Genomic DNA, 25,107 nt, shown 5'->3' on the forward strand with positions numbered 1-25,107 from the left:
TATCTTTGCAACCGTTGAATCATTTAAAGTATAAGGTAAAATGAAGAAAGTATTAATGAGTGCAGTCCTGATGTTGGCTGCGATAAGCTTTGCGAATGCACAAGACGTGAAGACTGAAAAGAAGAAATGTGACAAGACAGAGAAGTGTGAAAAGTGTAAGAAACACAAGGATGTAGACGGCAAGACCGGTGCAACCACAAAGGCAGAAAAGTGCGATAAGACTTGCAAGGATAGTTGCAAAGGCAAGGAATGCAAGAAAAATGCAGCCTGCAAAAAGTGTGACAAGAAATCCGGAAAGGGTTGTTGTAAAGTCGCAGTTAAGTGCGATAAGAAAGAATGCACCAAATGTGACAAGCAAGCCGACAAGAAGTAGGCCAATCCTTCCACACGAATAACGAATGCGCCCGCAGAGATTCACATCTTTGCGGGCGCTTTATTATTGATTGTAAATGTCTGTTCTGCTTATTTATGAGTACCTTAACATCCGACCGGCAGATACTCGTGTATTACGGTTTAGATGATTGAGCTTGCACAGTTGATCGATAGTCACACCACGTTTACGTGCAATGCTTGCCAAAGTTTCGCCTGCTTCGACTTTGTGAAACAATTTTTCACCATTGAAAGAGGCAGAATTATGATTGTTCTGAGCTATCTCTCCGGTCACTTCATCACGTGAGTAACCACCATTTCCAATCTTACCACGAAGACGAGTCGCCTCTGCCGACTCCCGTTCATACGAACTCCGGCGGAACATATACGTATCGGCTGTTATGTCTTGAGCCCTAAAATCAAAGAGCAAAGCAGGATTTAAGGCTACACCACACAGTCTTGTCTCGAAGTGGAGATGCGATCCTGTGCTACGTCCAGTGTTTCCTCCGAGTCCGATTACTTCTCCCGCGCGCACCTCTTGATTTTCTTCTACCAATTGTTTAGAGAGATGTCCGTAAATAGTTTCAAGTCCGTTGGGATGACGAATGACGATATATTTGCCATAACCGCCGGCTTCATAACGTACGATGCGAACTTTTCCTGCAAATGCCGAACGAATAGTGTCGCCGACATATACCTTGATATCGATTCCTTTGTGCATTCGCCCCCAACGTGCTCCGAAGTTAGACGTGATGACACGACTGGGTGTCGGCATATGAAAATGCCGCAGATTGATGCGGAAAGAATCAGGAAGTTCCGTGGCACGATGGGCATATCGATTATCCCAATCATTGTAGAGATCTGCTGCCGGAGATTGTGCTGTTTCTCGATTAATAATGCTTTGCAGGGCGAGTGTGTCTACTCTTCTCATCTTTCTGTCCACAGGCGCCTGTCGAGCCAATAGATCCTGGCCGACCGCCGACTGTGCCGTAAGAGCCAATATTGCAGTAACCGCAATGGTTTTAATCGTCTTTCTTATCCTCATTTCTGACATTTATAGGTTTAATTTGTATCGGGGAAAGGTGAATAGGCACCTCCCGAAACAATCCATTGAATCAAACAAATATTCGATGAATTGTCAAAAGACGTGGCAAAGATAACAAAAAATTGACAAGAATCAAGCAGGTTAACAGAATTTATGTGGCTTTTAACATCATCACAGATTCGTTTCCAAAGCCTCTTTTGTTATTCGCGAGGCCTGGAATAAGGACTGGGACCTAAGCAAAAATAGTAGAAATACCCGCGTATGATAAGAGCGAGACGCTCTTTCAGCGTACGATCAGAAACGAAATAAGGAGAATCGGACAGATACTTTCGCCATTTTCTCTGATAAGGATGCCAACACCGGTCTTGCCAAGGCTTGATTGCACCGGCGAAATGAATGATTGCCGGATGTGCCTGTGCATCTTTGAGCAGACGTGTTTTATCATCACCCTCTTTTGGCTCCTTTAACAAATAGTCCGCCAACAGATTCCACCGATAAGGTAATATCTTGATTCTACCACGACAAAGTAGGTTTAACAGATCCTGATCGTGATAAATAATTCTCTCTCGTTGATTGTTTACAACCTGCCGACATTGTTTGAAAAGACCCGCCTTACGCATTTCCCACAAGTTCATTACCTGTACACCGGCGTTTATATATTGCTCATCGCGATTCAAACCCAGCTCGTCTTTCCTCCTCTCTTGCATCTCTTTCTTATCGGGAACTCCTGCAACAAGACTGTCGTTTAAATCTATTTGCCACAGCAGTGCAATGTCATCAGTGAACATTGTATCAGCATCGACATAGATGATTTTATCAAAAGAGAAACAGACGGGGAAATAAAGACGGTAATAAGTAGCAAGAGGTATCTCCGCATTGGCCGTTTCCCCGCCAATCGGGAAATTGTTGAACAGAGTCCCGTCAATGGTAATAAACTCGATATTTGCATTCTCAGAGCGCAACGTTTCCAATGTTGCGCGATCTTTATTCGGTAACGGACTGTCGCTGACAATATAGACATCCACCTTCGTTTTTGTATGTGCCAGCATCGATTTGACAGACACATAGCAAGGCAAAACTGCATTGCAATCGATCGTATATGCTATGTTCACCGTTCCTATTGTCATAATCTAAATCCCTCTTTCATAGAGAAGATATGGGCAAAGATAATCAATAAATCTCGACTGCACAAGTGTTTCCGATAAAAGTTTGGCTTTATGGCTGACTAAAATAGTATGGAATTAAAGCGTTTCTATAAAAGAATACAACGCTAATCGTATTGAAATTACAGAAAATTGTTCGTGTATGACTGTCTGTTTCATCCTCATCGCACCCTGCAAATGATAAAACAGTTTTGTTGATCATAACCGTTTTGGAAGAGCCTCATTCCTGATTCCGAGTTCAAAAGCCATAGATATCACTTATCCCTGTATATCTCTGTAAATCAAACAATTATTAAACGCCCGACAATTAACCGTTAAACGCACTGCGTTTAACCATCTTTTGCAAGGCGATTGACCGTTACTTACAAGGTGTTTAACAATAAAACGAAAAGGGAATTATATATAACTGACAACCACCAACATACAAATGTTTTATCAATATGTATTACGCAAACGATGAAAGATTCAGATATCGAATATGATCAATATTTAGATAAAAGGACAAAAGCCAAGCAGCGATATCGATTTCACCACTTACCTCTTGTCCTTCTGAACTTTTGTCTAAGACAAAAACAAATTACTTTTTGAGTTTCAAATCATACTTCGTGCCACCGGCAACGCCCTCTTTCAAGTCTTCATTGACCATACGCAACGTAGAGTCGTTGAGAACGAGGAAATATTCGGTGTCTTCTTTCTTACCGAGATTCAGCTTGTAAGCCATCTTTTCGGCACCATCTACGGTCTTCTTCACATCTTCTTTTTTACCTGTATAGTAGAAAACCTTATCTTTTCCGTTCTCCGCTTCCAAATAAGTCATCACGAGCGAGAACCCGTCTGTGCTGTCATTGGCCAGCGCCAGTTCATAACGAATACCGGGACCGTCGGCTGCGGGCACTACACCTTCATAGCGAACAGAGTCGCTTACCATTGAATCTACTGCGACAGAATCAGCGTTTTCTGCGTTGGCTTCTGTTTTTCCCTTCTGCTGGCACGATGCAATCAACGCGCAAGCAGCCAGTGCCATAAATGCTTTTTTCATCATACGTTTATTTATTTTGTTATACATCACACAATAACCGACATTTCTCCGATATATTATATCTTGCCTGTTAAATAATCTCAATCACTTTATCAGCCCCACACTTCGGCTCCGCTACGAAGCATTTTCAGGCAAACGGCCGAGCAAGATAACAAATCCATTTAAACAGAAAGACAACTATTGCAACTTTACAAGATATCCGTAACATTCTGGGAACAAATCAGTTAACGTAAGATAATCAACAGATTACGAGGTTAAAATTGCATAAATTCATTATATTTATGTCTTCATTTGCCGTCAAATGGATATCTTTGCAACGAAAAATGTACATTAAACACAGAATAAATATGAAGAAAAATCTCTTGACATTTACGCTATTGGCAGGTGCACTGATGGTAAGTAGCTGTGCCAGTAAAAAAGCATTAGAGAATTGTCAGACAGAAAACCGCGAACTGACCGACAACTATCGCAATGCCAAAGAGCAGCTTGCAGCCAGCCAGGCACGCGTAACGAGCTTGGAAGAGCAGCTCGCTCAACAGAAGAAAGACTATGCAGCACTGCAGCGGTCGCTTGATCAGAGTCTTTCGAATACTAATTCCAACAACATCAATATCTCTAAATTGGTAGATCAGATCAATGAAAGCAACCAATATATTCGCCATTTGGTAGAGGTAAAGACCAAGAGCGACTCGCTCAATATGGTGCTTACGAACAATCTGACACGATCGTTGAGCAAGGAAGAAATGAAAGAAGTAGACGTGCAAGTGCTCAAAGGCGTGGTCTATATATCGTTGGCCGACAATATGCTTTATAAGAGCGGCAGTTACGAAATCAACGATCGGGCCGCTGAAACGTTGAGTAAGATTGCCAAAATCATCACAGATTATAAAGATTATGACGTACTCATCGAGGGCAATACGGATAACGTACCCATTTCAAGAGCCAACATTCGCAACAATTGGGACCTCTCTTGTCTGCGTGCTTCAAGCGTAGTGCAGTATTTGCAAAACCGTTATGGCGTCGATCCTAAGCGTATGACAGCTGGCGGTAGAGGCGAATACAACCCACTGACAACCAACAATACCGAACTCGGTAAGCAACGTAACCGCCGTACTCAGATTATCATCACGCCTAAACTCGACCAGTTTATGGACTTGATCGATAAGGCGCCGGAGAGTGAGAATGGCCGAAACTAAGGAAGTCTCTCCCTCGATTTCTCTCCGAGAGGAGACGGATAAGCAAGAGCCTCGTATGTATTCGAAATTCAATTATATACGAGGCTTTTACAACTAACTGTCAGTTGCATTGCAATGAACGGTTAATCGCTGTACGAAAAACGGTTAAATGGCATGCATTTAACCGTTAATCATCAGACAAGTAGACATTTATTGAAAAGAGATTTGTATATACCTGGTTTTCAGACATATACAAATCTCTTTCCATTTCATTCTTTCTTTTCCTCTCACTTCTTTACTTTCTCCCCCTTAACAATCTGCAATGTTTGGTCACAATACTCCAAAACGGCGGGGCGATGGGTGATAAAGATGATGGTTTTGTCGTGAACAGCGAGTAAGTTTTGCAGCAGTTGACGCTCTGTTTCGGGATCTAACGCGCTCGTGGCTTCATCGAATAGCATAATAGATCGGTTGCGCAGCAGGGCACGTGCAATACTGATGCGCTGCGCCTGACCCTCACTCAGTCCGCCGCCCGCCTCTGAACAAACCGTATCAAGCCCCTCGGGGAGGTCGAAAACAAAGTCGGCACAACTCTGTTTCAAGGCTTCGCGCATCTCATCGTCATCAGCATTGAGCCGGCCTAAGCGCAAATTATCACGTATGGTACCGCTCATCAGAGTGTTTCCTTGCGGTACATAAACGAAGTTACACCGCATTCGAGGCGACAAATCGCGTGCACGCCCCTTGCTGTCGTATATCTGAACGCTGCCGCTTTGCGGTTGCAGGAGTGCGAGCAACAGGCGAACGAGTGTCGTTTTGCCCGAGCCGGTCTCGCCTTGAATAGCTGTACACGAGCCGGGACGAAAATCGAAGTTGAGATTTTTCAATACTTCACCGTCGGCAGTAGCATAAGAATAGGTAACGTTTTGCAGTCGGATGCCGCAGGGAGCAGGTATTTCAATGGGTGTTCCCTGCTCTTCCAAAGGGTTCTCTTCAAGTTCCATCAGTCGTTCGGCAGCTGTAAACACACTCACAAAGGCCGGAACGAGTTTTGTTAAACTGCGAGCGGGACTCTGGATACGATTGACCAACTGTAAGAAAGCAGTCATCCCGCCGAATGTCAACGTGTGTTGCGACATCCTGACTGCAGCCCAAAGGAAAGCAACGAGGTATCCGAGAGCAAACCCAAAATTGAGAATCAGACTCGAAAAAACATTGAATGCCGTGCGCCGTACAACGTTGTGCCGCAGCTGGCTTTGCATATTCTCCAAACGATTCACCATCACGGCATCGCTCTCTAAGGTCTTAATGAGCATTCGGTGTTGGATAGTTTCTTGCAGGATACTTTGTACCCGACTGTCGGAATCGCGTACCTGTCGGGTAAGTCGGCGCATCTGCCCGATATAAATCTTGCTGAACACAATGAAAACAGGGATAATGCCCACCGTGATAAAGGCCAAAGTGCTGTCCATCGAACACAAATAGAAGAAGGCTCCGAAGAACAATGCTACCACTGAAAGCGTGTTAGGAATGGTCTCTGTGAGGAAACTTACGACGTTGCTGACATCGAATTCGAGTCGATTGAGCACGTCTCCGGAGTGCATACTCTCTTTTCCGTGCCACTCAGAACGCAAAATTCGGTCAAGCATCTGCTGTTGCATACGATTCTGAGCTTTCACTCCGAGGATATTTCTTACCCATACTCCTGAGATATTCAAACCGAAATCGCACAGGATTAAGCTGCCCATCACAGCCACGGCCCAATAAATCGAACCGTCGGCAGCACCCGAAGCAATGTCGATAGCCCGCTGAACGGCCCACACCTGAGCCAGACTGATACCTACGGAAAGCAGACCTATCGATGCATTCAGCACGGCCTGCACGCGGTTTCCACGCCAAGCACGCCACAGCCAGCGCAATATCGTGCTTGCAGAATACTTCGACTCAGGGATCCGTAAGAGTTGTTTGATTTTCATATTAATTGAAGTTATTTTCTCATCCGCGGTTATCTGCCCCCCACATCAGCTTTTCCCGCAGGGTAGAAAAATATCGGCGACTGTCTCGTTTAATCATTCGAATGCTGTGGGGAGCCTTCCGAATGGTGACTTTCGTGCCCTCGCGCAAGCGCTCCGAACGACCATCCACCGCCACGAGATAATTATGTGAGCGACTCTCTACGGTTAAAGTGATCTCCGAATCATCGGGAATCACAATCGGACGGATGGTCAAACTGTGCGGCGCAACAGGCGTAAGACACAAGATTCCGGCCTTGGGCACGATGATCGGGCCACCATTCGACAGGCTATAAGCCGTACTTCCTGTCGGTGTCGACACCACCAAGCCGTCTGCTTGATAAGTAACAAGATATTCGCCGTTGATACAAGCACGGACGGAAATCATCGAAGCATTATCACGTTTGAGTATAGCGATATCGTTCAAAGCATAAGGTGAGCCTGAAATAGTTTCTGCATCGGTCTCAATCTGTATCACGGCGTGATTCTCTATGGTGAATTTGCCATTCAAAACATCGTCGAGGGCATCCTCGATTTCTACAGACGGGATATCGGCAAGAAATCCCAAACGGCCCATATTGATACCGATGACGGGCGTTCCCTTTACTCCCACACGACTGGCAGCCTTTAAGAAGATTCCGTCTCCGCCCATCGAAATGACAAAATCGACGTCGAAATTGTAATCATCAAATACGCCGGCTACATCGACTGACAGTCGTCGGTCTTTCATAAGAAAGTCATAAAAGGTGCGTTCGATATATACTTCGGCCCCGTGTGTAGCCAAGTGAGCAAGCGTTCGCTGCACTGACGCTGACTTCTCGGCCTGATGTTCATTGCCGAAAACGGCAAATCGAAGTTGATCCGATGACATATTTTAATGCTTTTTTAGGTGAAAGGCACAGTTAAATGCCAAACATTTCGTATATTTGCATATCCATTAATGTTGCAAAAATACATTTTTTTGTCGATAAAAAGCATAAAACTATGGTAAAAGTGTATCAATTTCTTGCCACTGGCTTTGAAGAAACAGAAGCCTTGGCGCCTGTGGATATCCTCAGACGAGGTAGTGTCGATGTTCGGACAGTGAGTATCACGGGCACGGAATATGTGGAGTCGGCCCACCACGTGATAGTAAAAGCCGACCTACTTTTTGAAGACGCCGACCTGAGTGATGCCGACTTATTGATGCTCCCGGGCGGGATGCCGGGTGCTTCAAATCTGAATGCTCATCAAGGTGTATGCGAAGCCGTGTTGAATCAGTTCAATTCGGGGCGACGTGTAGGCGCTATCTGTGCCGCACCGATGGTTTTGGGCAGCATCGGAATCTTGAAAGGCAAACGAGCTACGTGCTATCCGGGCTTTGAAAAGTATTTGGATGGTGCGGAATATACGCGCGAACTCTACACTGTCGACGGCAATATCACGACCGGCAAGGGGCCGGCAGCAGCGTTTATCTATGGCTTTTGTCTTTTGGCTCAGCTCACTTCGGAGGAGAAAGCACAGGAGGTAAAAGAAGGAATGCTGATCAATGAACTTATCACCTGCCACTGATCGAATGAATAAAATTATCATCCAATAAAGACTCATCAACTCAAAAACTTACAAACTTACAACTCACTATATGAGCTATATCATCATCGTGGCCGGTGGGAAAGGTCTGCGGATGGGAACGGACGTGCCCAAGCAGTTTATCCCCATCGGTGGGAAGCCGGTATTAATGCACACGATTGAACGCTTTCAGGCTTATGATAAGAGACTGAAAATCATTCTTGTGTTACCCCGAGAACAACATCCTTATTGGCAAAAATTGTGCAAAGAATACGGATTTGGTATTCCACATACGGTTATCGACGGTGGTGAGACACGCTTCGAATCATCTAAAAACGGCTTAAAGGCTATTCCAGCTGATGCAGAAGGACTCGTTGGCATTCACGACGGCGTGCGTCCTTTTGTTTCGGAAACGGTTATCGCGCGCTGTTTCAAGGCTGCCAGCGAATCGGATGCAGCCATTCCGGTACTTTCGGTAACTGAAACGCTGCGCTATGTAGATAATTGCGGGGTAGCCAAGAACGTCTTGCGCAGCAACTATCGTACGGTGCAGACACCGCAGGTATTCGACATCGGCCTGCTACGCAGAGCCTTTAATCAGCCTTATCAAGACTCATTCACCGATGAGGCCTCGGTCGTTGAGAATCTCGGATACACCGTTACGATGGTTGAAGGTAATCGAGAAAACATCAAACTCACCACACCATTCGACCTCACTATTGCAGAGGCGATGCTTAAATCATAGGATTTTGACTGCGATCTTAGACAAAGACATTATGTATTTGCCCGGTATGGGGCCGAAACGTAAGGATATTTTAAACCGCGAACTCCATATTCAGACGTGGGGAGAGTTATTGGAATATTATCCTTATAAGTATGTGGATCGCAGCAGAATCTATACCATTGTAGAGCTATCTGTTGATATGCCGTTCGTGCAGATTAAGGGAAAGATCCTCAGTTTTGAAGAATTTGTCAATGGGCCAAGGCGCAAACGACTCGTAGCTCACTTCACCGATGGTACGGGAATCGTAGACTTAGTTTGGTTTCAGGGCGTACAATATGCAGCAAAAACCTATAAGGTAGAACGCGAATACATCGTGTTCGGCAAACCGACAGTATTTAACGGACGTTATCAATTTGCCCATCCTGACATTGACGACGCATCAACACTGCAACTGTCAGAGATGGGAATGCAACCTTATTACGTCACAACGGAGAAGATGAAGAAAGCGGGAATGCAGTCGCGGGCCATCGAACGATTGGAGAAGACGCTCTTGGAAAAACTCCCCTCACCGCTGCCCGAAACACTTCCGCCTTATATCGTGGAACCGCTTCACTTGATTTCACGCGACCGGGCATTTCGACAGATTCATTATCCGAAAACTGCCGACGAAATGCAACAGGCCCGATTACGACTCAAATTCGAGGAATTGTTCTATGTGCAACTCAATATTCTGCGTTATGCCAGCGATCATCGACGCAAGTATCGCGGATATATGTTCTCGCAGGTAGGTCGTTTCTTCAATACATTTTACACCCAAAACCTGCCTTTTCAACTGACAAACGCACAGAAACGAGTGATTCGCGAGATTCGTGCCGATATGCACAGCGGGCGCCAGATGAATCGACTTTTACAAGGAGATGTGGGCTCGGGCAAGACACTTGTGGCACTGATGTCTATGCTGATAGCCTTAGACAACGGTTTCCAAGCCTGCATTATGGCACCGACAGAAATCTTGGCCGAACAACATCTCACAACGATTAAAGAGTTTCTACACGGTATGGATGTCCGCATCGAGTTACTCACAGGCGTCGTTCAAGGCAAGCGTAGGCAGGAAGTGTTGGCAGGTCTGGCTACCGGAAATGTCCATATCTTGGTGGGCACACACGCAGTAATCGAAGACACGGTGCAATTCGCCCGCTTAGGATTTGTCGTCGTCGACGAGCAACATCGTTTCGGCGTAGCTCAACGCGCCAAGTTGTGGAGCAAGAGTGACAATCCGCCACACGTGTTGGTGATGACTGCCACCCCCATTCCACGTACGTTGGCGATGACAATTTATGGAGATCTTGATGTCAGTGTCATCGATGAACTACCGCCCGGTCGCAAACCAATTCAGACAATACATAAATATGATACACAGATGGCAAGCTTGTATCAAGGAATTCGTCAGCAGATCCATCAAGGCCGGCAGGTTTACATCGTCTTTCCGTTGATTAAAGAGAGTGAGAAAATTGATTTGAAGAATCTCGAAGAGGGATTTGAGACCCTACGCCAAGTTTTTCCCGAGTTTCGGATGAGTAAGGTCCACGGCAGGATGAAATCCAAGGATAAAGAGGCGGAAATGCAGAAATTCGTGTCAGGCGAAACCCAGATACTCGTCGCTACAACGGTTATCGAAGTAGGTGTAAATGTTCCTAATGCCTCGGTAATGGTGATTCTCGATGCGCAACGATTCGGGCTCTCCCAACTGCATCAGCTACGCGGGCGAGTAGGTCGCGGTGCCGACCAGAGTTATTGTATTTTAGTCACATCCTATAAGTTGGCCGAAGAAACTCGCAAACGTATTGATATTATGTGCGATACCAATGATGGCTTCCGCATTGCAGAAGCAGATCTCAAACTGCGCGGTCCCGGCGACCTCGAAGGAACACAGCAAAGCGGCATCGCATTCGATTTAAAAATCGCCGATATTGCCCGCGACGGACAAATCGTTCAGATGGCTCGCAATGAGGCACAAAAGATTATCGATGCTGATCCCACGTGCGAGAAACCAGAATATAAAATGCTCTGGAATCGATTAAAAGAATTAAGAAAGACTAATATTAATTGGGCGGCAATCAGCTAAAACCGATCCTTTCACTAAAAAAAATCAGATCATAAAGAGTTGGTACAAGGCCGACGTAGAAATCGGCGATACCGGCGGACAAATAAGTTATTATTGCGATGAACTCAAATAGAAATTACTGGTGGCGCACCATCGCCTCTTTTCTCCTGGTATTATTCTCGATGCCCTTAGGGCACGCACTGATGATTCTGATGGAGAGACTGATGTCTCCCTCGGCAATGCATTATGCAGGCTTCCTGATGGGGCTTGCAGGATTATTCCTGGTCATTGTGGGCGTTTTCGCCAAAGGTGACACGCGACAAACGCTGTGGGGACTCTTCGGCGGACTCCTGTTCTGGACGGGATGGGTGGAATTTCTCTTCCTCTACTATGCCCGTCGTTACGGCGTACAGCCCGAAATAGAGAACGATGTCATAGTAACAAAACCCGAATATCTCATTATGCCCGCATCATTCGGAATGTGGATGATGGTAATGACGATGTACGTATTCAGCACGAAAAACGGCTGTGACTTTATTACTTGGATACAAAAAGTATGTTTCCGAAGTCGGCGTAAAGTAATCGCTGCCCAACCGATGACACGCCACACCAGCATCATCACGTTTATGGAGCTTAATATGATGCTGTGGGGCCTTTACCTCCTTCTGATGTTCTGCTACGACAAAAACTTCCTCGGCGACCATCACCCAGTTACCTTCCTCGTAGGTATAGGCTGTCTTATCGGCTCTGTCTTTATGTTCAAACGCGAATTAAAATTAGCTGCTTGGGGTGCCAATATCAGGATGGCTATTGCCACCGTCATCATCTTTTGGACTCCCATTGAAATACTCGGTCGCATCAACTTCTTCAAAGAGTTTTGGGTAGAACCCGAGAAATATGCTCCGCAGTTGATCATTATTCTACTCTTGTTCATTGCATTAGGGATTTACCTTTGGTTGAAAGGAACGAAAAGAAAGACAAGGGAAGAAAATGGCAGAGCATAAGCAATATTATTTCAGGTCATTCGTATCAATGGGCGTAATACTCTTCTCTATGCCGTTGGTACATCTGATAGCCAGAGTACTCAAAGAGAATTATACGGGAGCTCAACTCTTGGGTGCAGGTATGCTTGTAGGACTTATCGGATTTATAATGGTTGTAACAGGTGTATTTATCAAGGGCGACACACGGCAAACGCTGCTCGGGCTCATTGGCGGTATCTTCTTTTGGACAGGATGGGTAGATTTCCTCTTTATGTATTATGCACAACGTTTCGGGACACAGGCCGAAATGGATCCAGTAACGGGAAAGATTATCAGCCGTCCCGAATATCTTTTGCTACCCGCCACATTCGGGCTATGGGCAATGGTGATGATGGTGTATATATTCAGCACACGCAACGGTTGTAACTTTCTGAACTGGTGGCAGAGCAGACTGCTGGGCAGTCATAAGCGCCAAATAGCCAAATATGGTATGACTCGACACGTCTCCATTATCACCTTTATGGAAATCAATACGATGTTGTGGACTTGTTACTTATTGCTGATGTTCTGTTACGACCCTATCTTTATAGGCAGAGACCATCCTCTTACGTTTGCAGTGGCTGTAGGTGCTTTGATGGGTGCCCCTTTCATTTTCAGGAAACAGCTTCGGCTGCATGCTTGGGGAGCCAACATCCGTATGGCCACTGCAACGGTTATCGTATTTTGGATTGCAGTGGAAGTCTTCAACCGCACAGGCATCATTGGGAAAATATGGGCAACCCCTTCACAATATCCCATACATTTGGCAATTGCAATAATAGGAATTGCCATACCAGTGGGTTATTTTCTGCAACAAAGAAAAGAGGCAAGGCAAAAACAGGTAGAAATTTGACAGGAAACGGCACAAATAAAGGGCTATCTCTCCTATATTTTTCGCCGTTTCTTTTTATTACAATCCTTTTTCCCTATATTTATGTCAAACAAGAAGTATTATACTTCTGCCACACAAGTATAGGAGTAGTGCCCCTCTCCCATAGGACTTGTCATCGCCTGAGATAAAGGATATCTGCTTTCTAACCGGCAGGTCAATCCATTTATCCCTTTCCGCCATCATTCAGCATATAGATTCTATATACTTTCCAGTTAATAACAGTAAGTTTTTACCAACTATTTCCTAGGCAACATACACTCGATGAATTTATCAATGTATGGGCCATCGTGTTTCAAGAACATCAATGTATACGGTATCGGAGCAGCAATGCTTGTCGCTGTTTCGTTGTGCCATTTATCGTAACCCCGTTACTACGTTTGCCGTAACTCCGTTACTGCGATTGTCGCAACTCCGTTGCGACTTTGACAGTTGTTTAGAAGAGAGTTAGCATCGAACTCGCATTAGGCAATAATATCTATCAATCATTCGGTGCATACCGTCCATAAATCGTCAACATCACGGCGCTGTCTGCGCCATTGGTCTGCACCGTAATCCATTTGCGATAGGCACCGGGAATAAAACCATTACCGTCGTAGGTAACAACAAGACTGTCTTTCTCATTGGGTGCAACAGGATGTTTCGGGAAAACAACGGTTGTGCATCCGCAATCGGTTTCCACACTACTAATAAATAACGGTTTCCGCCCTGTATTACTGAAAACGAAAGAACAACGCTTGGACTCTCGTTCTGCATACTGACCGAAATCATGATCGGTATTCTCAAACCGTATCGTGGTCTGCACACTCGGTGTAGATACTGGCTTCAGCCTTTGTTTACAGCCGCTCAATATGAGCAGCAACAGTATCGCGCAATAAATCTGTTTCATAGAAATAAAAAAATGGCAATGGGCTCATTAAACGAAACCCATTGCCCAATTCTCAAATGCCGCTACGACTAAAGCAACGGACTTATCATATTAATTTACTCTGCAATACAAATCGAAACGCGGTTCTTATCGTTCTCTACGAACGGCTGAACACGGGCACCCTTACTGTCGGATGTAATGCGGTCGGCAGAAATACCATACTGCGTTTTCAATGTATTGACAACAGAAGCAGCACGCTGTGCGGCGATTCTGTCGTTGATCTTGTCATTACCCGTACCGGCATCGGCATATCCCGTAACTGTAACCTTTGCTTCGGGGATTTTGTTCAGATAATCAACGATTTCCTGAATCTTCTGAAGCTCGGAAGCACGTACCTTATAAGAGTTGATGGTAAAGAAGACATCACGACGTAAAGGTTCTGCCTTCGGCCCAACAACAGGAGCAGGCTCAGCAACGGGTGCGGGCTGCTCTTCTATAACAGGCTCGGGAACAGGTTCCGGAATAGGCTGTTCTTTCTTGGTATAGCTCTTGCCCAAATTAATGCGCAAACCCACCAGACCGTTGAAATACCAGTCGGCATTACCGGCTTTCTTCGAGTTATACTTATCGGACAGGACATTGGCATTGCCCTCAACCAACAGACTTACGGCATTACTCAAACGGAAACAGGCTTGTAAACCGCAGCGACCGTAAGGCAGCACTTTCGTACCGTCCCAAAGGTTTTCGAGGTTGTAAGGTACCACATTAGCAATACCTTTGGCAAGATCATTCACCTCCTCATTACCCCAAGCAACATTGGCCCCACCGCCTACAAAAGCAGTCAGGTTGAAAACACGATTGGGATTCCAACCGCAGAAGAGATTGGAGAGATTAAACATCAGGTCGAGCCCCGGTGCTACATACTTATACTTATAATTAGCCGTGAACGAAGGTAGAATCTGTCCTCTGTTCGTATAGCCGTTCCAGCCACCTTTGCTCTGCCAAGCATTAGCTTGCAAACGCAAAGCAAATACCGGACAGAACTGATAGCCGAGTCCGAGTTGTACGTTCGGACTGATCAGATCCTTGAATTTGGCTTCGCCAAATGTATATTGCGCTCCTCCTTCAAGGTTCAAGAAAAGGTGCTTCTTAAACTGGTACTCATTACCCTCCTTATCTACATAGGAAGCCTGAGCCATTGCCGACGTGCTCGCCAAAAAGAGAGCCGCAGCCATAAGAGACTTTAAACTTTTCATAATGAACGATTAATTTTGAATTCTTGTACCACTGAGGTTATTCGTGTCCGTCACATTATCAGCAGTAGTAAGATACCACTTTCCACCACGGCGGATAGGTTTCAGATAAAAAGCGATAGTATTGGGTCGCAGGTCGCCAGCTTTCTTTTCAAAAAGCACGGCATTCAGCTTCACAATATTATCCTTCTCCTGATCAAAAACCAATCTTTCAACGGTGTAACGAATACCTCGCATACTCATCAAAGCATTGGCCTGCCTTTTAGCCAAGCTCCCCGGAAGAGGAACAATGCTGTCTCCGTCAAGGAATGACAACATCGATACAGCAGCTTTGATATCCTTGCGGTCCAACCGATAAACAAACTCGTCTACCAATTTTCTGACTTCTGCCGTATCTGCATTGTTGAAAGAATCTTTGGGTTGAATGAGAAATTCATCTTCCAACTGCTTAACAGATTTTTCTTTCTTACCGCAAGACGACACCGCCGTTACTACAAGGAGTGAAAGCAAAAAAAGATAAATTACACTTTTTCTCATATCTCGACTTTTAGGAAAAAAGGGGTGTCAACGAGTGACACCCCTCTTTGATATTTGATTAGATTACAATAACCTAATTAGTTCTTCTTAGCACCACCAGAACCAGTTGTCTTATTAACCGTAATGGTAACCCAAACAACCTGCGTGTAGTTCAACTTCTTATCAACACCGCTTGTAGAAGCGTTGGTCTTCTTGTTGATCACGTTACCCCAGTTGTACTTCACTGCGATAGGAACATAAACGTGGAAGATCTGAGCACCTCCACCGTTATTGGTGTACTCAATGGTACCATACTTCTTGCCTGCCATATCACCTTCTGTCCAGCCGTTACCTGACATTCCGTGATGTGCATCATTGTAAACCTCTGTACCAGCAGCATTCTTAACTTTGAGGTAAGTTGCTGTTGTAATACCGGCAACAGTCTTATAGCTTGTGAGTGAAGGAATCCGGTCAACGGTCTTCAAAGCCTTGATCTTAGCAAGATCTGTCAGAGCTGCACCGCTACGCACTGAGTATTCAAGGTCAGCATCCGAACGGATCTGTTCACGGATAACAGCCAAGTCGGTAATACCATAGAAGTGATAAGGAACCTTACCCTCTGTAAAGTTACCATTAACCAATACATCATAGTCACGCCAGTCCTTGATATTGATCAAATCCTCGATCTTAACGGTCTCAGTATTGTTCAAAGCGTCGGTCCAAGTAATATTCTTTGGCCATACGTTGATTGGACGGAGAACACGTACATTGAAGAAGTTATTAGCCAACAATGGAGCATAGCAAGGATCCTGAGAAGCCTTAATCTCGATGTAAGCAGTAAACGTTTTGTCGATGTTAGCGGTCAGATAATCGGCCATGATATCCTTACCTTCAGCATCGCGACGACCCATCTTGTTTACAAGGTCAGTTGCAGCATTGTTATTAGGAGTCTCATCACCAAAGTAGTGGAGAACAGAATACTTATGGTCATCAGAGTTCTGACGGAGTTCAGCAACATCCTCAGGAGTGATCGTTCTACCATTTTGTGCAATGGCAACAATCTTATGGTTATTGTCCGTCAATTTCAATGTCCACTTAGACCCTGAAATACCTTCTACAACCCACGTGTCACCTGCTGCATTAATTGTAGAGTTAACACCCTTCTTCGGCAATGTGAACTCGAAGTCGATCGTAGTCTTAACAGACTTGTCGGTATTATAGAATTTGGTAAACTTATCCTTCGGACCTTCAAGTGTGAGCAACAATTTCTTGTCAACCCAGTATTCACGAACATCCTTATCGAACTTAGCATTGGTCAAGTCAACCTTGTTAACCTCAGCCGGTGTAGGAACGTTGAAGTGTACATCGAGGTCAGACTCTGTACCAGGAACATAAGCCGAGTTGAACTGATACCAGTGGTGGAGGTCCTTACCAGAAACCTTACCATACTCGAAGTGAACCTTATGAGGAGCAAAGTTCAATTTAACCCAGACACTTGTACCGTCGATCTTGTTGATGAAACGTACCCAAGTGAAAGCATCCTTTGTATTTTCGCCCTTAGAAGCGTAGGTTACGCCATACTCTTCCATAAACTTCTTATACTTAGCAGCATTCATCTTACCAGCCGTAGCATCATCGGTAAGGTTCCATTCCAAAACGTTGGTCTGAGCATCCCAAGCCTGCGGATTGGTTGCATTGTCGTGCGGAGTGTACCATACGCGACCGTAAGCATCTTCTTGGTTAGCCAACTTAGCAGCAAGTTTAGGCTCACTGTAACGGATAGCCTGCCAGCCTTCAGTGTAGAGGTGACCATCTGCCTCAGTCGGCATTACAGTCTTACCTGCTTTCACTTCAAGATAGTAGTTCTTTTCAAACTCCTGCTTTGTAAGACCATTTGTTCCGAGGATAGAAAGAATCTGGCTTTCAACCTGCGACCAAGTCATCTTACCCTTATCACCACAGTTCATATAAATGCCGTTCAGCTCAACCTCAACAACCTTATCTTGCAATTCAGCAGCGATAATACGCAGTTTGATGTAACCGTAAAGAACAACGTTACCCTTAGTATCAACGAGGTCAACACGTACCAACGGCTCACGGTCGATCACTTCACGTGTAGCAACCTTACCCTTAATAGTTTGGCCATCTTTCGTTACAGAACGCGGAGCAAAGACACCATCAGCAATCTGCTCGATGTGTGCAGACTCGCTTGTCTTTTCTTCACCGTGACGATAGTCAACAACAGTAAACTTATACTTCAAACCAAGAGCTTCAAGCTCCTCAGCTGTCATCGTGTAATCATGTTTAGCCTTACCGTACTTAGCAAATGTAATATAGTTTGCGTGAGTCTCGATGAAAGGCTTCAGATCGATCGTACTATTATAAACAACGCCGTGTGTAGCAGGCATTGTCAATACACCGTGAGTCTGAGCATCAGCAAGTGTCTGGCCGAATTCCTCATTAAGAGTTCCGTAGAGCGAAGTATAGAGGTGGTTATCACCGATAACACCAACGTGAGGTGTAGAATTTACGAATGTACCCTTGTCGAGAACTTCGTCAGGATTGTTATCAGCCAAAGCACGAAGCTGAATCTTAGCAGGCGTTACAACTGCATAATCAGAAGTAATCGTACGGGCTGCTTCATTCTCTGTTTTGGGGAAAGAAGTTTGAAGAGCAACGAACGGCAACTTACCACCGTAAGAGCGCTCGTGATCTGCATCTTCCCAACCATTGTTATTGATATTAGGATCGTTGTTAGAACTTGCAACCCAATCGTTATAATACTTCGAGAGTTTTGCAAAGTCAGCCTTGAAAGGAACAGTAAGAATACCATCCTTTACGTTGTTTACTTTACCATCGAACTTAGCAACCTTAGGAGTAGCGAATTCCCCACCACCACGTGTGTAAACATCAGCCTCGTTCGTAAAGAAACTGAATGTAGCATTTTCAAGACTCGCCGATGTCGGATCAACGTGATACTTAGCAACGGCACCGTCCATAATGGTAATTGTTGCACCGCTTGCTACGGGATGTCTGTTGTCAGCTGTGATTTTAATCGTTTCATAACCAGAAGCACCAGTCTGCTTGTAAGTAAACGTCGTCTTACCGTCGAATGAATAAGTCGGTGCATTGTAGATTGCGGGTAACTCGATACCTGCAAGACCTTCCCAATAGAAAGAGGGCATCAGTACGAGTGCAGTGAGTTTCCTATCAATAAGAACAGTCAAGAGGTTCATCTTGCCCATCGTCTTGTCGATATTGTCACTCAATGTCTGCAATTTGCTCTTCAACTCTTGCAGAGTTTTAGAAGAATCGGCACCACCTTTGAGAAGGGCGATCTGATCTTTCAAATCTTTGATCTGCTTCTCAACCTCAGCCTTATTAGCCTTACCAGCGAGAGCTTCGCCCAACTTTTCAAAAGCATAGCCCTGAGCTTCAAGATTTGCCTTTGCAGCCTTGATAGCACCTTCCAAAGTGTTAACGGTTGTACCCAATGTATTCAAGGTACCATTGATACCGTCGATCTTTTCAGCTAAAGCTTTAATCTTTTCTGCACTAGCATTCTTTTCGATCAAAGCCTTACACTCATCAACTGCTTTTTTCAGCTCTTCTGCTGTAACAACATTTTTGATTTTCTCCTGCAAGTCTTTGAGTTCTTGCTTTGTTGCAAATTTGGCCTGAGCCGTAGCAGCATCCTGCTTTGCTTTTTCCAAAGCCGCCTCCAGCGTCTTCAGCTGCGTCTTCAAAGCTGCGATGTCATTGGCATTAGATTTAATGTCATCATCGTAGTCTTTACAAGACGTAAACATACTCATAGATGCGATGAAAAATGCACCCATAAGCAACGTACTAAAAATTTTTCTCTTCATACGATAAAATTTAATTAAACAATTATATAAAAAACATGTCTCTCTATCCTTTTTAATTCAGGATATGCTATTTCGGTGCAAAAATAGAAATAAATATTAAAACAAGCAAATAAAAGGATATATTTTTTTTATTTTAAGTTGGAAAACGTGAGAGTTTAACGTTTCAGAAGGGAATTTTCTGGATAAAGAAAGGGACTATTGTCATAAAGATAATTGAAAAGTACCAGAAAGAGAAGTGAATATGTTATTTATATGTAATATTACGTCTATATAATTAAAGGTAAAAAGATAAAGGATAGAAAAAGAGCGATGAAAGTTTAAATAGCATTGGCAAATAAACTTTCATCGCTCTTTTTCTATCCTTTATCTTTCTTAAAACTCTGCTGTTTTAGGGGTACGTGGGAACGGGATAACGTCTCGGATATTCTGCATCCCGGTAACAAACAGAATGAGACGCTCGAAGCCTAAACCGAAACCACCGTGCGGACAGGTTCCATACCTACGCGTATCGAGATACCACCACATATCTTTCATCGGAATATCACGACGTTCGATTTCACTCATCAGCTTGTCATAACTTTCTTCGCGGACGCTACCACCGATGATTTCGCCGATCTGCGGAAACAAGACATCGGTACCCTGGACGGTCTTTCCGTCATCATTGATCTTCATATAGAAAGCCTTGATGTCTTTGGGATAATCCGTCATAATAATGGGACGCTTGAAGTGTTCCTCCACCAAAAAACGCTCATGCTCGCTGGCCAAATCCATTCCCCACGTTACGGGGAACTCGAACTTGCGCCCTTGGGCTACTGCCCCCTCAAGAATCTCGATTCCCTCGGTGTAAGGCAAACGGACAAACGACTCTTTAACGATGCCTTGTAAACGCTCAATCAAGGTCTTGTCGATCATCTTATTGAGGAATTCGAGATCATCCTTGCAGTTGTCAAGCGCCCAGCGAACACAGTATTTAATGAAGTCTTCTTCTAAATCCATCAGTTCGGGCAAGTCGACAAAGGCAACTTCGGGTTCGATCATCCAAAACTCAGCCAAATGGCGCGGCGTATTGGAATTCTCTGCACGGAATGTAGGACCGAACGTATAAATCTGTCCAAGCGACGTTGCCCCCAATTCACCCTCCAACTGGCCACTCACGGTTAGACTGGTCATCTTACCGAAAAAGTCGTCGGTATAGATAATCTTTCCGTCTTCGCCTTTTTTTAAGTCATAGAGATTTTTAGTCGTCACCTGAAACATCTCTCCTGCCCCCTCGCAATCACTAGCCGTAATAATCGGCGTGTGAAAGTAGAAGAAACCGTGATCGTGAAAATACTTATGAATAGCGATAGCCATATTATGCCGGATACGCATAACCGCTCCGAAAGTATTGGTGCGTAGGCGCAAATGCGCATACTGACGCATATATTCAAAGCTCTGTCCTTTCTTCTGCATCGGGTAGTCCGAACCACAAGTTCCATAGAGCTCGATGCTTTGGCACTGAATTTCCGATAACTGTCCCAGTCCTTGGCTCTCCACCAATCGACCTATAACACTGATACAAGCACCTGTGGTGAGTTGCTTCAAAAGGGCTTCGTCAAAGTCTGCGGGATTAACAACGACCTGCACATTCTTAATTGTCGAACCGTCATTCAGTGCGATAAAGTCGACAGCTTTACTGCTGCGATGTGTCCGCACCCATCCCTTTACATTAACAACAGTGCCAAAGTCTGTACATTGAAGCACATCAACGACTTTTATTCTTTTCATCATCGTTAGCTTTCTATTCCACTCGTTTAAATTAATAAAACTTCACGACCTAATATTTACATATCCTTATCTTTTTAATTCATAAAAATTAAGTCATCTTTTACCTTTATTTTATTATTCAAATGCTCCCATTCGCAACATATCAACCTCTTTTTCCGTAAGGAACCGCCAATCACCGCGACGAAGTCCCTTCTTGGTCAAACCAGCAAACTGCACCCGATCTAATTTGATAACACGATAACCCAGGCTCTCAAAAATACGACGTACAATACGATTCTTACCACTATGAATTTCAATTCCTACCTGGTTCTTTGCTGCATCATTGGCATATTCAATAGCATCTGCATGCACTTCACCATCATCCAACGTAACCCCCTCAGCAATCTGCTGCAAATCATGTGCAGTGACATTCTTGTCTAAGAACACGTGATACACCTTTTTCTTTAAAAACTTGGGATGCGTAAGTTTGCTGGCAAGGTCACCATCATTGGTGAGAAGCAATACACCAGTGGTATTACGGTCTAAACGACCTACGGGATATATACGCTCCGGACAAACGTTCTTAACCAGATCCATCACAGTTTTACGCTGCTGCGGATCATCATTGGTAGTGACATAATCTTTCGGTTTATTGAGAAGCACATAGACTTTCTTTTCCAAAGATACGGGCTGCTCGTGGAAGACCACAATATCCGAACGTAAAACTTTTGTACCAAGTTCCGTGACAACAGTACCATTGACGGTAACAACGCCAGCCTGAATAAACTCATCAGCTTCACGGCGACTACAAACGCCCGCATTAGCAAGGTATTTATTAAGGCGAATCGGCTCATTAGGATCGATATGTTCTTCCTTATACTCAATGCGCTTCTTCATACTATATTTGGCATTCGGATCATAGTCGGGCGTACGCTGACGATAGCCACTTCCCTGATTATAATCACCACGATTGTTATTATAACCACAATTATTATTGCAACCGCTACGATTATATCCACCACGATTGTTATTATAACCGCCGCGAGGTTGATAACCTCCCTCACGATGCTGATAACCAACTTGGCGGGGTTGATAACTACTTTCAGCATTGTTATTATTATAACGAGGACGATACTGACGAGATTGACCATAGCCACCTTGATAAGGTTGATAACCACCGCCGTTGTCACCATTGTTATTGTAATAACGTGGGCGATAACCGCCCTGGCGAGGTTGACCATAGTCACCCTGACGGGGCTGATAGCCACTGCTATTATTATTGAAACGAGGACGATACTGACGAGATTGCACCTCTTCGCTGCCCGACTGGAGTACACCACCAAAACCTTCGGGGCGGAATCCGCTGCTTTCCCTGTCGTTATTTCTATCCAGATTATAAGCGCGCGGCGTATGAATACGTGGCCGTTGTGATCTTACTCCATTACGATGCTCTTTCTGATAATAACCTTCCGGCTGATAACTCTCACGGTTACTTTGATTCTGCTCTGCTGATGAATCTTGTACTTTGTTTTCTAACTCTGAATCCATATTTACATTCTGCTTTCTTTTAGCCTCACGGCTCGTTAATAAATAATTATTTCTTAAATTCCAATATAATTACGCGGCGTTATTGCCAGCAATTCTTCCTTGACCCTGCCACTGACGTCCAACGTCTTAATAAAATCATGAATCGTCTCTTCGGTCATTCTCTGATTAGTCCGAGTGAGTGCTTTCAATGCCTCATAAGGATGCGGATAAACTTCACGTCGCAAGATCGTCTGAATGGCTTCGGCCACCACTGCCCACGTATCATCTAAATCTTCATTCAATCTCTCCGTATTGAGAATGAGTTTACGCAATCCCTTCAACGTACTTTGAACGGCAATAATACTATGCCCCATCGGCACTCCCACATTGCGCAATACCGTAGAATCGGTCAAATCACGTTGTAACCGACTTACAGGCAATTTCCTGGCCAAAAATTGGAAAATGGCATTTGCAATTTCCAAGTTACCCTCGCTATTCTCAAAATCGATCGGATTCACCTTATGCGGCATCGCACTCGACCCCACTTCGCCGACCTTGATCTTCTGCTTGAAATATTCCATCGAAATATACAGCCAAAAATCCCGGTCCAAATCGAGAATGACCGTATTGATCCGGCGTATCGCATCAAATACACTTCCTAAATGGTCATAATTGCTGATCTGCGTGGTATACTGTTCACGATCCAAGCCTAATTTCTCCCGAATGAATCGATTCCCAAAGTCTTTCCAATCAAAAGCAGGATAGGCCACGTGATGGGCATTGAAATTACCTGTGGCTCCTCCGAATTTAGCCGTCAGTTTACAAGCTTTCAACGTGTTCAATTGCTCAGTCAGCCGGTAGACGAACACCATCACTTCTTTTCCCAAGCGAGTAGGCGAAGCCGGCTGTCCATGTGTACGGGCTAGCATCGGCACATCTTTCCACTCATCTGAATAAGTACGCAATTGAGCTATCAATTCTTCCACTTGCGGAAAAAAGACACACTCCAATGCTTCTTTCAGAGAAAGCGGAACACTCGTATTATTAATATCCTGCGAAGTGAGTCCGAAATGGACAAATTCCTTATAAACATCTAAGCCACCGATTTTATCAAACTCCTCTTTAATGAAATACTCCACAGCTTTAACATCATGATTGGTAACCTCTTCAATGGCTTTCACCCGACGAGCCTCTTCTTCACCAAAATTTCTATAGATATCGCGCAATTGTTCAAATAGCATTTTATCCAAAGAAATCAGCTGTGGCAACGGCAATTCGCATAAAGCTATAAAATATTCGATTTCTACCCGTACGCGATAACGAATCAACGCATATTCGGAAAAGTAATCAGCCAAAAGCTCCGTTTTATCTCTATAACGACCATCAATAGGAGATATAGCGGTCAATAAGTCAAGAGTCATATTGATATATCATTATTCTGTGCACAAAATTACGAATTAAAATTGATACGGCGACAATTATTTATGATAAAACTTCTAAAAAGAAAAATTCCACAAATCTCTGTCGAGAATTGCGGAACAACTTTGTGGGCGTTGAGGGATTCGAACCCCCGACCCTCTGCTTGTAAGGCAGATGCTCTAAACCAGCTGAGCTAAACGCCCTCGTTTTCCCATTTGAAAAGCGGTTGCAAAGATACAACAGTTTTTCGACACTGCCAAATCTTTTCATTTTTTTTATCAAACGACTTATTCATCAAATTTTTACTTAGTAATTAATTTCTTTGCTCATAACACTTTACCATCAGAAAGAAATTAACAACAATGCAAAGGGACTACTTTTCTATTCTATGTAGGTCTGTATATTATCAAATACCAATTATCTTCATTTCTCACACTACATTCTTACGCCACACTCGCTTTATCACTGGCTATCAACTACTTAACAAATGAACCGAATATACACGCCATATTACATTTCTCTGAAATCATACACTTTTACCTTGAGAATAAAAGTCTTTTGAAAAGAATCACAGTGTTAAATTCTCCTATATTTTATCTTTTTTACTCTATCATCCTTGTAGTCTATCTGTTTTTTATCTATTTTTGAAATCGAAACTGACAAGGCTTTGCATTTTCTTTCTCTTTCCTCACAAATCCTGTCAATTTGCTTTTTAATATGATTATTAATAAAAATAGAATATATGGGAGAATTAATAGACAAAAAGATTTCCGTCAGCATCGATGGCCGTCGGCTTTTTGCTTTCAAGTCCTTCGAACT

Annotated in this window: 21 protein-coding genes, 1 tRNA gene and 1 pseudogene; 9 read left to right on the forward strand and 14 right to left on the reverse strand. The window is 44.1% G+C overall.

From position 1 onward, the window contains the following. Positions 1 to 40 precede the first annotated feature (40 nt). Complete coding sequence (locus RWY97_RS06580) at positions 41 to 373, forward strand: hypothetical protein (protein ID WP_021583783.1); 333 nt, start codon at positions 41 to 43, stop codon at positions 371 to 373. Positions 374 to 466: 93 nt separating this feature from the next. On the opposite strand, the gene RWY97_RS06585 is transcribed toward RWY97_RS06580, so the two are convergent. The 3 genes from RWY97_RS06585 to RWY97_RS06595 form a co-directional block, all read right to left on the reverse strand. Further along, entirely contained in the window at positions 467 to 1,414 is a 948-nt protein-coding gene (locus tag RWY97_RS06585; protein WP_036931685.1) for a peptidoglycan DD-metalloendopeptidase family protein, read from the reverse strand. A gap of 200 nt (positions 1,415 to 1,614) precedes the next feature. Further along, positions 1,615 to 2,541: a glycosyltransferase family 8 protein gene (locus tag RWY97_RS06590; RefSeq protein WP_315566224.1), complete on the reverse strand. Its 927-nt coding sequence runs from the start codon at positions 2,539 to 2,541 to the stop codon at positions 1,615 to 1,617. A 613-nt stretch (positions 2,542 to 3,154) separates the two neighbouring features. Continuing rightward, positions 3,155 to 3,616: a copper resistance protein NlpE N-terminal domain-containing protein gene (locus RWY97_RS06595; RefSeq protein ID WP_024992219.1), complete on the reverse strand. Its 462-nt coding sequence runs from the start codon at positions 3,614 to 3,616 to the stop codon at positions 3,155 to 3,157. 347 nt (positions 3,617 to 3,963) lie between these two features. Between RWY97_RS06595 and RWY97_RS06600 the strand changes: the two genes are divergently transcribed. Then, positions 3,964 to 4,812 carry an OmpA family protein gene (locus tag RWY97_RS06600; protein WP_021583802.1) on the forward strand — a complete coding sequence of 283 codons (849 nt, stop codon included), beginning with the start codon at positions 3,964 to 3,966 and terminating at the stop codon, positions 4,810 to 4,812. Between the two features lie 266 nt (positions 4,813 to 5,078). On the opposite strand, the gene RWY97_RS06605 is transcribed toward RWY97_RS06600, so the two are convergent. Together RWY97_RS06605 and RWY97_RS06610 are read right to left on the reverse strand one after the other, a co-directional pair. Beyond that, a complete protein-coding gene (locus RWY97_RS06605; protein WP_315566227.1) occupies positions 5,079 to 6,767 on the reverse strand; it encodes an ABC transporter ATP-binding protein in 1,689 nt (562 codons plus the stop codon). A gap of 19 nt (positions 6,768 to 6,786) precedes the next feature. Beyond that, complete coding sequence (locus RWY97_RS06610; protein ID WP_315566228.1) at positions 6,787 to 7,674, reverse strand: NAD kinase; 888 nt, start codon at positions 7,672 to 7,674, stop codon at positions 6,787 to 6,789. Between the two features lie 113 nt (positions 7,675 to 7,787). On the opposite strand from RWY97_RS06610, the gene RWY97_RS06615 reads away from it, so the two are divergent. From RWY97_RS06615 to RWY97_RS06640, 7 genes and pseudogenes are all read left to right on the forward strand, one after another. Further along, positions 7,788 to 8,354 (forward strand): DJ-1 family glyoxalase III, encoded by a 567-nt coding sequence (locus RWY97_RS06615; protein ID WP_315566230.1) that lies wholly within the window; start codon positions 7,788 to 7,790, stop codon positions 8,352 to 8,354. Positions 8,355 to 8,424: 70 nt separating this feature from the next. Then, entirely contained in the window at positions 8,425 to 9,096 is a 672-nt protein-coding gene (locus RWY97_RS06620) for a 2-C-methyl-D-erythritol 4-phosphate cytidylyltransferase (protein WP_315566232.1), read from the forward strand. Positions 9,097 to 9,100: 4 nt separating this feature from the next. Beyond that, positions 9,101 to 11,200: an ATP-dependent DNA helicase RecG gene (gene recG, locus RWY97_RS06625; protein ID WP_315566234.1), complete on the forward strand. Its 2,100-nt coding sequence runs from the start codon at positions 9,101 to 9,103 to the stop codon at positions 11,198 to 11,200. Between the two features lie 19 nt (positions 11,201 to 11,219). After that, a pseudogene (locus tag RWY97_RS09955) lies at positions 11,220 to 11,312 on the forward strand (HmuY family protein); the annotation flags it as partial. Continuing rightward, positions 11,299 to 12,183: a hypothetical protein gene (locus RWY97_RS06630; RefSeq protein ID WP_315566235.1), complete on the forward strand. Its 885-nt coding sequence runs from the start codon at positions 11,299 to 11,301 to the stop codon at positions 12,181 to 12,183. The pseudogene RWY97_RS09955 and the gene RWY97_RS06630, both read left to right, overlap by 14 nt. Then, positions 12,170 to 13,054, forward strand: a complete 885-nt coding sequence (locus RWY97_RS06635; RefSeq protein WP_315566237.1) for a hypothetical protein — start codon at positions 12,170 to 12,172, stop codon at positions 13,052 to 13,054. Before RWY97_RS06630 ends, RWY97_RS06635 begins: the two co-directional genes overlap by 14 nt. A gap of 343 nt (positions 13,055 to 13,397) precedes the next feature. After that, positions 13,398 to 13,541, forward strand: coding sequence for a hypothetical protein (locus RWY97_RS06640; RefSeq protein ID WP_155944341.1), 144 nt, complete (start codon positions 13,398 to 13,400; stop codon positions 13,539 to 13,541). Positions 13,542 to 13,571: 30 nt separating this feature from the next. Here RWY97_RS06640 and RWY97_RS06645 read toward each other — a convergent pair whose 3' ends face one another. The 9 genes from RWY97_RS06645 to RWY97_RS06685 all read right to left on the reverse strand — a co-directional run. Next, positions 13,572 to 13,979, reverse strand: coding sequence for a DUF1573 domain-containing protein (locus RWY97_RS06645; protein ID WP_021583789.1), 408 nt, complete (start codon positions 13,977 to 13,979; stop codon positions 13,572 to 13,574). Positions 13,980 to 14,074: 95 nt separating this feature from the next. Then, positions 14,075 to 15,214, reverse strand: a complete 1,140-nt coding sequence (locus RWY97_RS06650) for an OmpA family protein (protein ID WP_315566238.1) — start codon at positions 15,212 to 15,214, stop codon at positions 14,075 to 14,077. A 9-nt stretch (positions 15,215 to 15,223) separates the two neighbouring features. Then, on the reverse strand, positions 15,224 to 15,748 hold the full coding sequence (locus tag RWY97_RS06655) for a hypothetical protein (protein ID WP_021583841.1): 525 nt from the start codon (positions 15,746 to 15,748) through the stop codon (positions 15,224 to 15,226). A 77-nt stretch (positions 15,749 to 15,825) separates the two neighbouring features. Next, entirely contained in the window at positions 15,826 to 19,596 is a 3,771-nt protein-coding gene (locus RWY97_RS06660; RefSeq protein WP_315566240.1) for a hypothetical protein, read from the reverse strand. A 372-nt stretch (positions 19,597 to 19,968) separates the two neighbouring features. Continuing rightward, the gene (gene asnS / locus RWY97_RS06665) at positions 19,969 to 21,363 is read right to left on the reverse strand and encodes an asparagine--tRNA ligase (RefSeq protein WP_315566249.1); all 1,395 of its coding nucleotides are present in this window, start codon (positions 21,361 to 21,363) and stop codon (positions 19,969 to 19,971) included. Positions 21,364 to 21,477: 114 nt separating this feature from the next. Next, complete coding sequence (locus RWY97_RS06670; RefSeq protein ID WP_315566242.1) at positions 21,478 to 22,890, reverse strand: pseudouridine synthase; 1,413 nt, start codon at positions 22,888 to 22,890, stop codon at positions 21,478 to 21,480. 53 nt (positions 22,891 to 22,943) lie between these two features. Beyond that, entirely contained in the window at positions 22,944 to 24,290 is a 1,347-nt protein-coding gene (gene purB / locus RWY97_RS06675; protein WP_315566244.1) for an adenylosuccinate lyase, read from the reverse strand. 126 nt (positions 24,291 to 24,416) lie between these two features. Continuing rightward, a tRNA-Val gene (locus tag RWY97_RS06680) sits at positions 24,417 to 24,491 on the reverse strand. 373 nt (positions 24,492 to 24,864) lie between these two features. Then, positions 24,865 to 25,107 (reverse strand): hypothetical protein (locus RWY97_RS06685; protein WP_315566245.1); only part of this gene is annotated, 243 nt, incomplete at its 5' end.

The organism is Hoylesella pleuritidis, from assembly GCF_963541955.1.
Lineage (GTDB): Bacteria > Bacteroidota > Bacteroidia > Bacteroidales > Bacteroidaceae > Prevotella > Prevotella pleuritidis.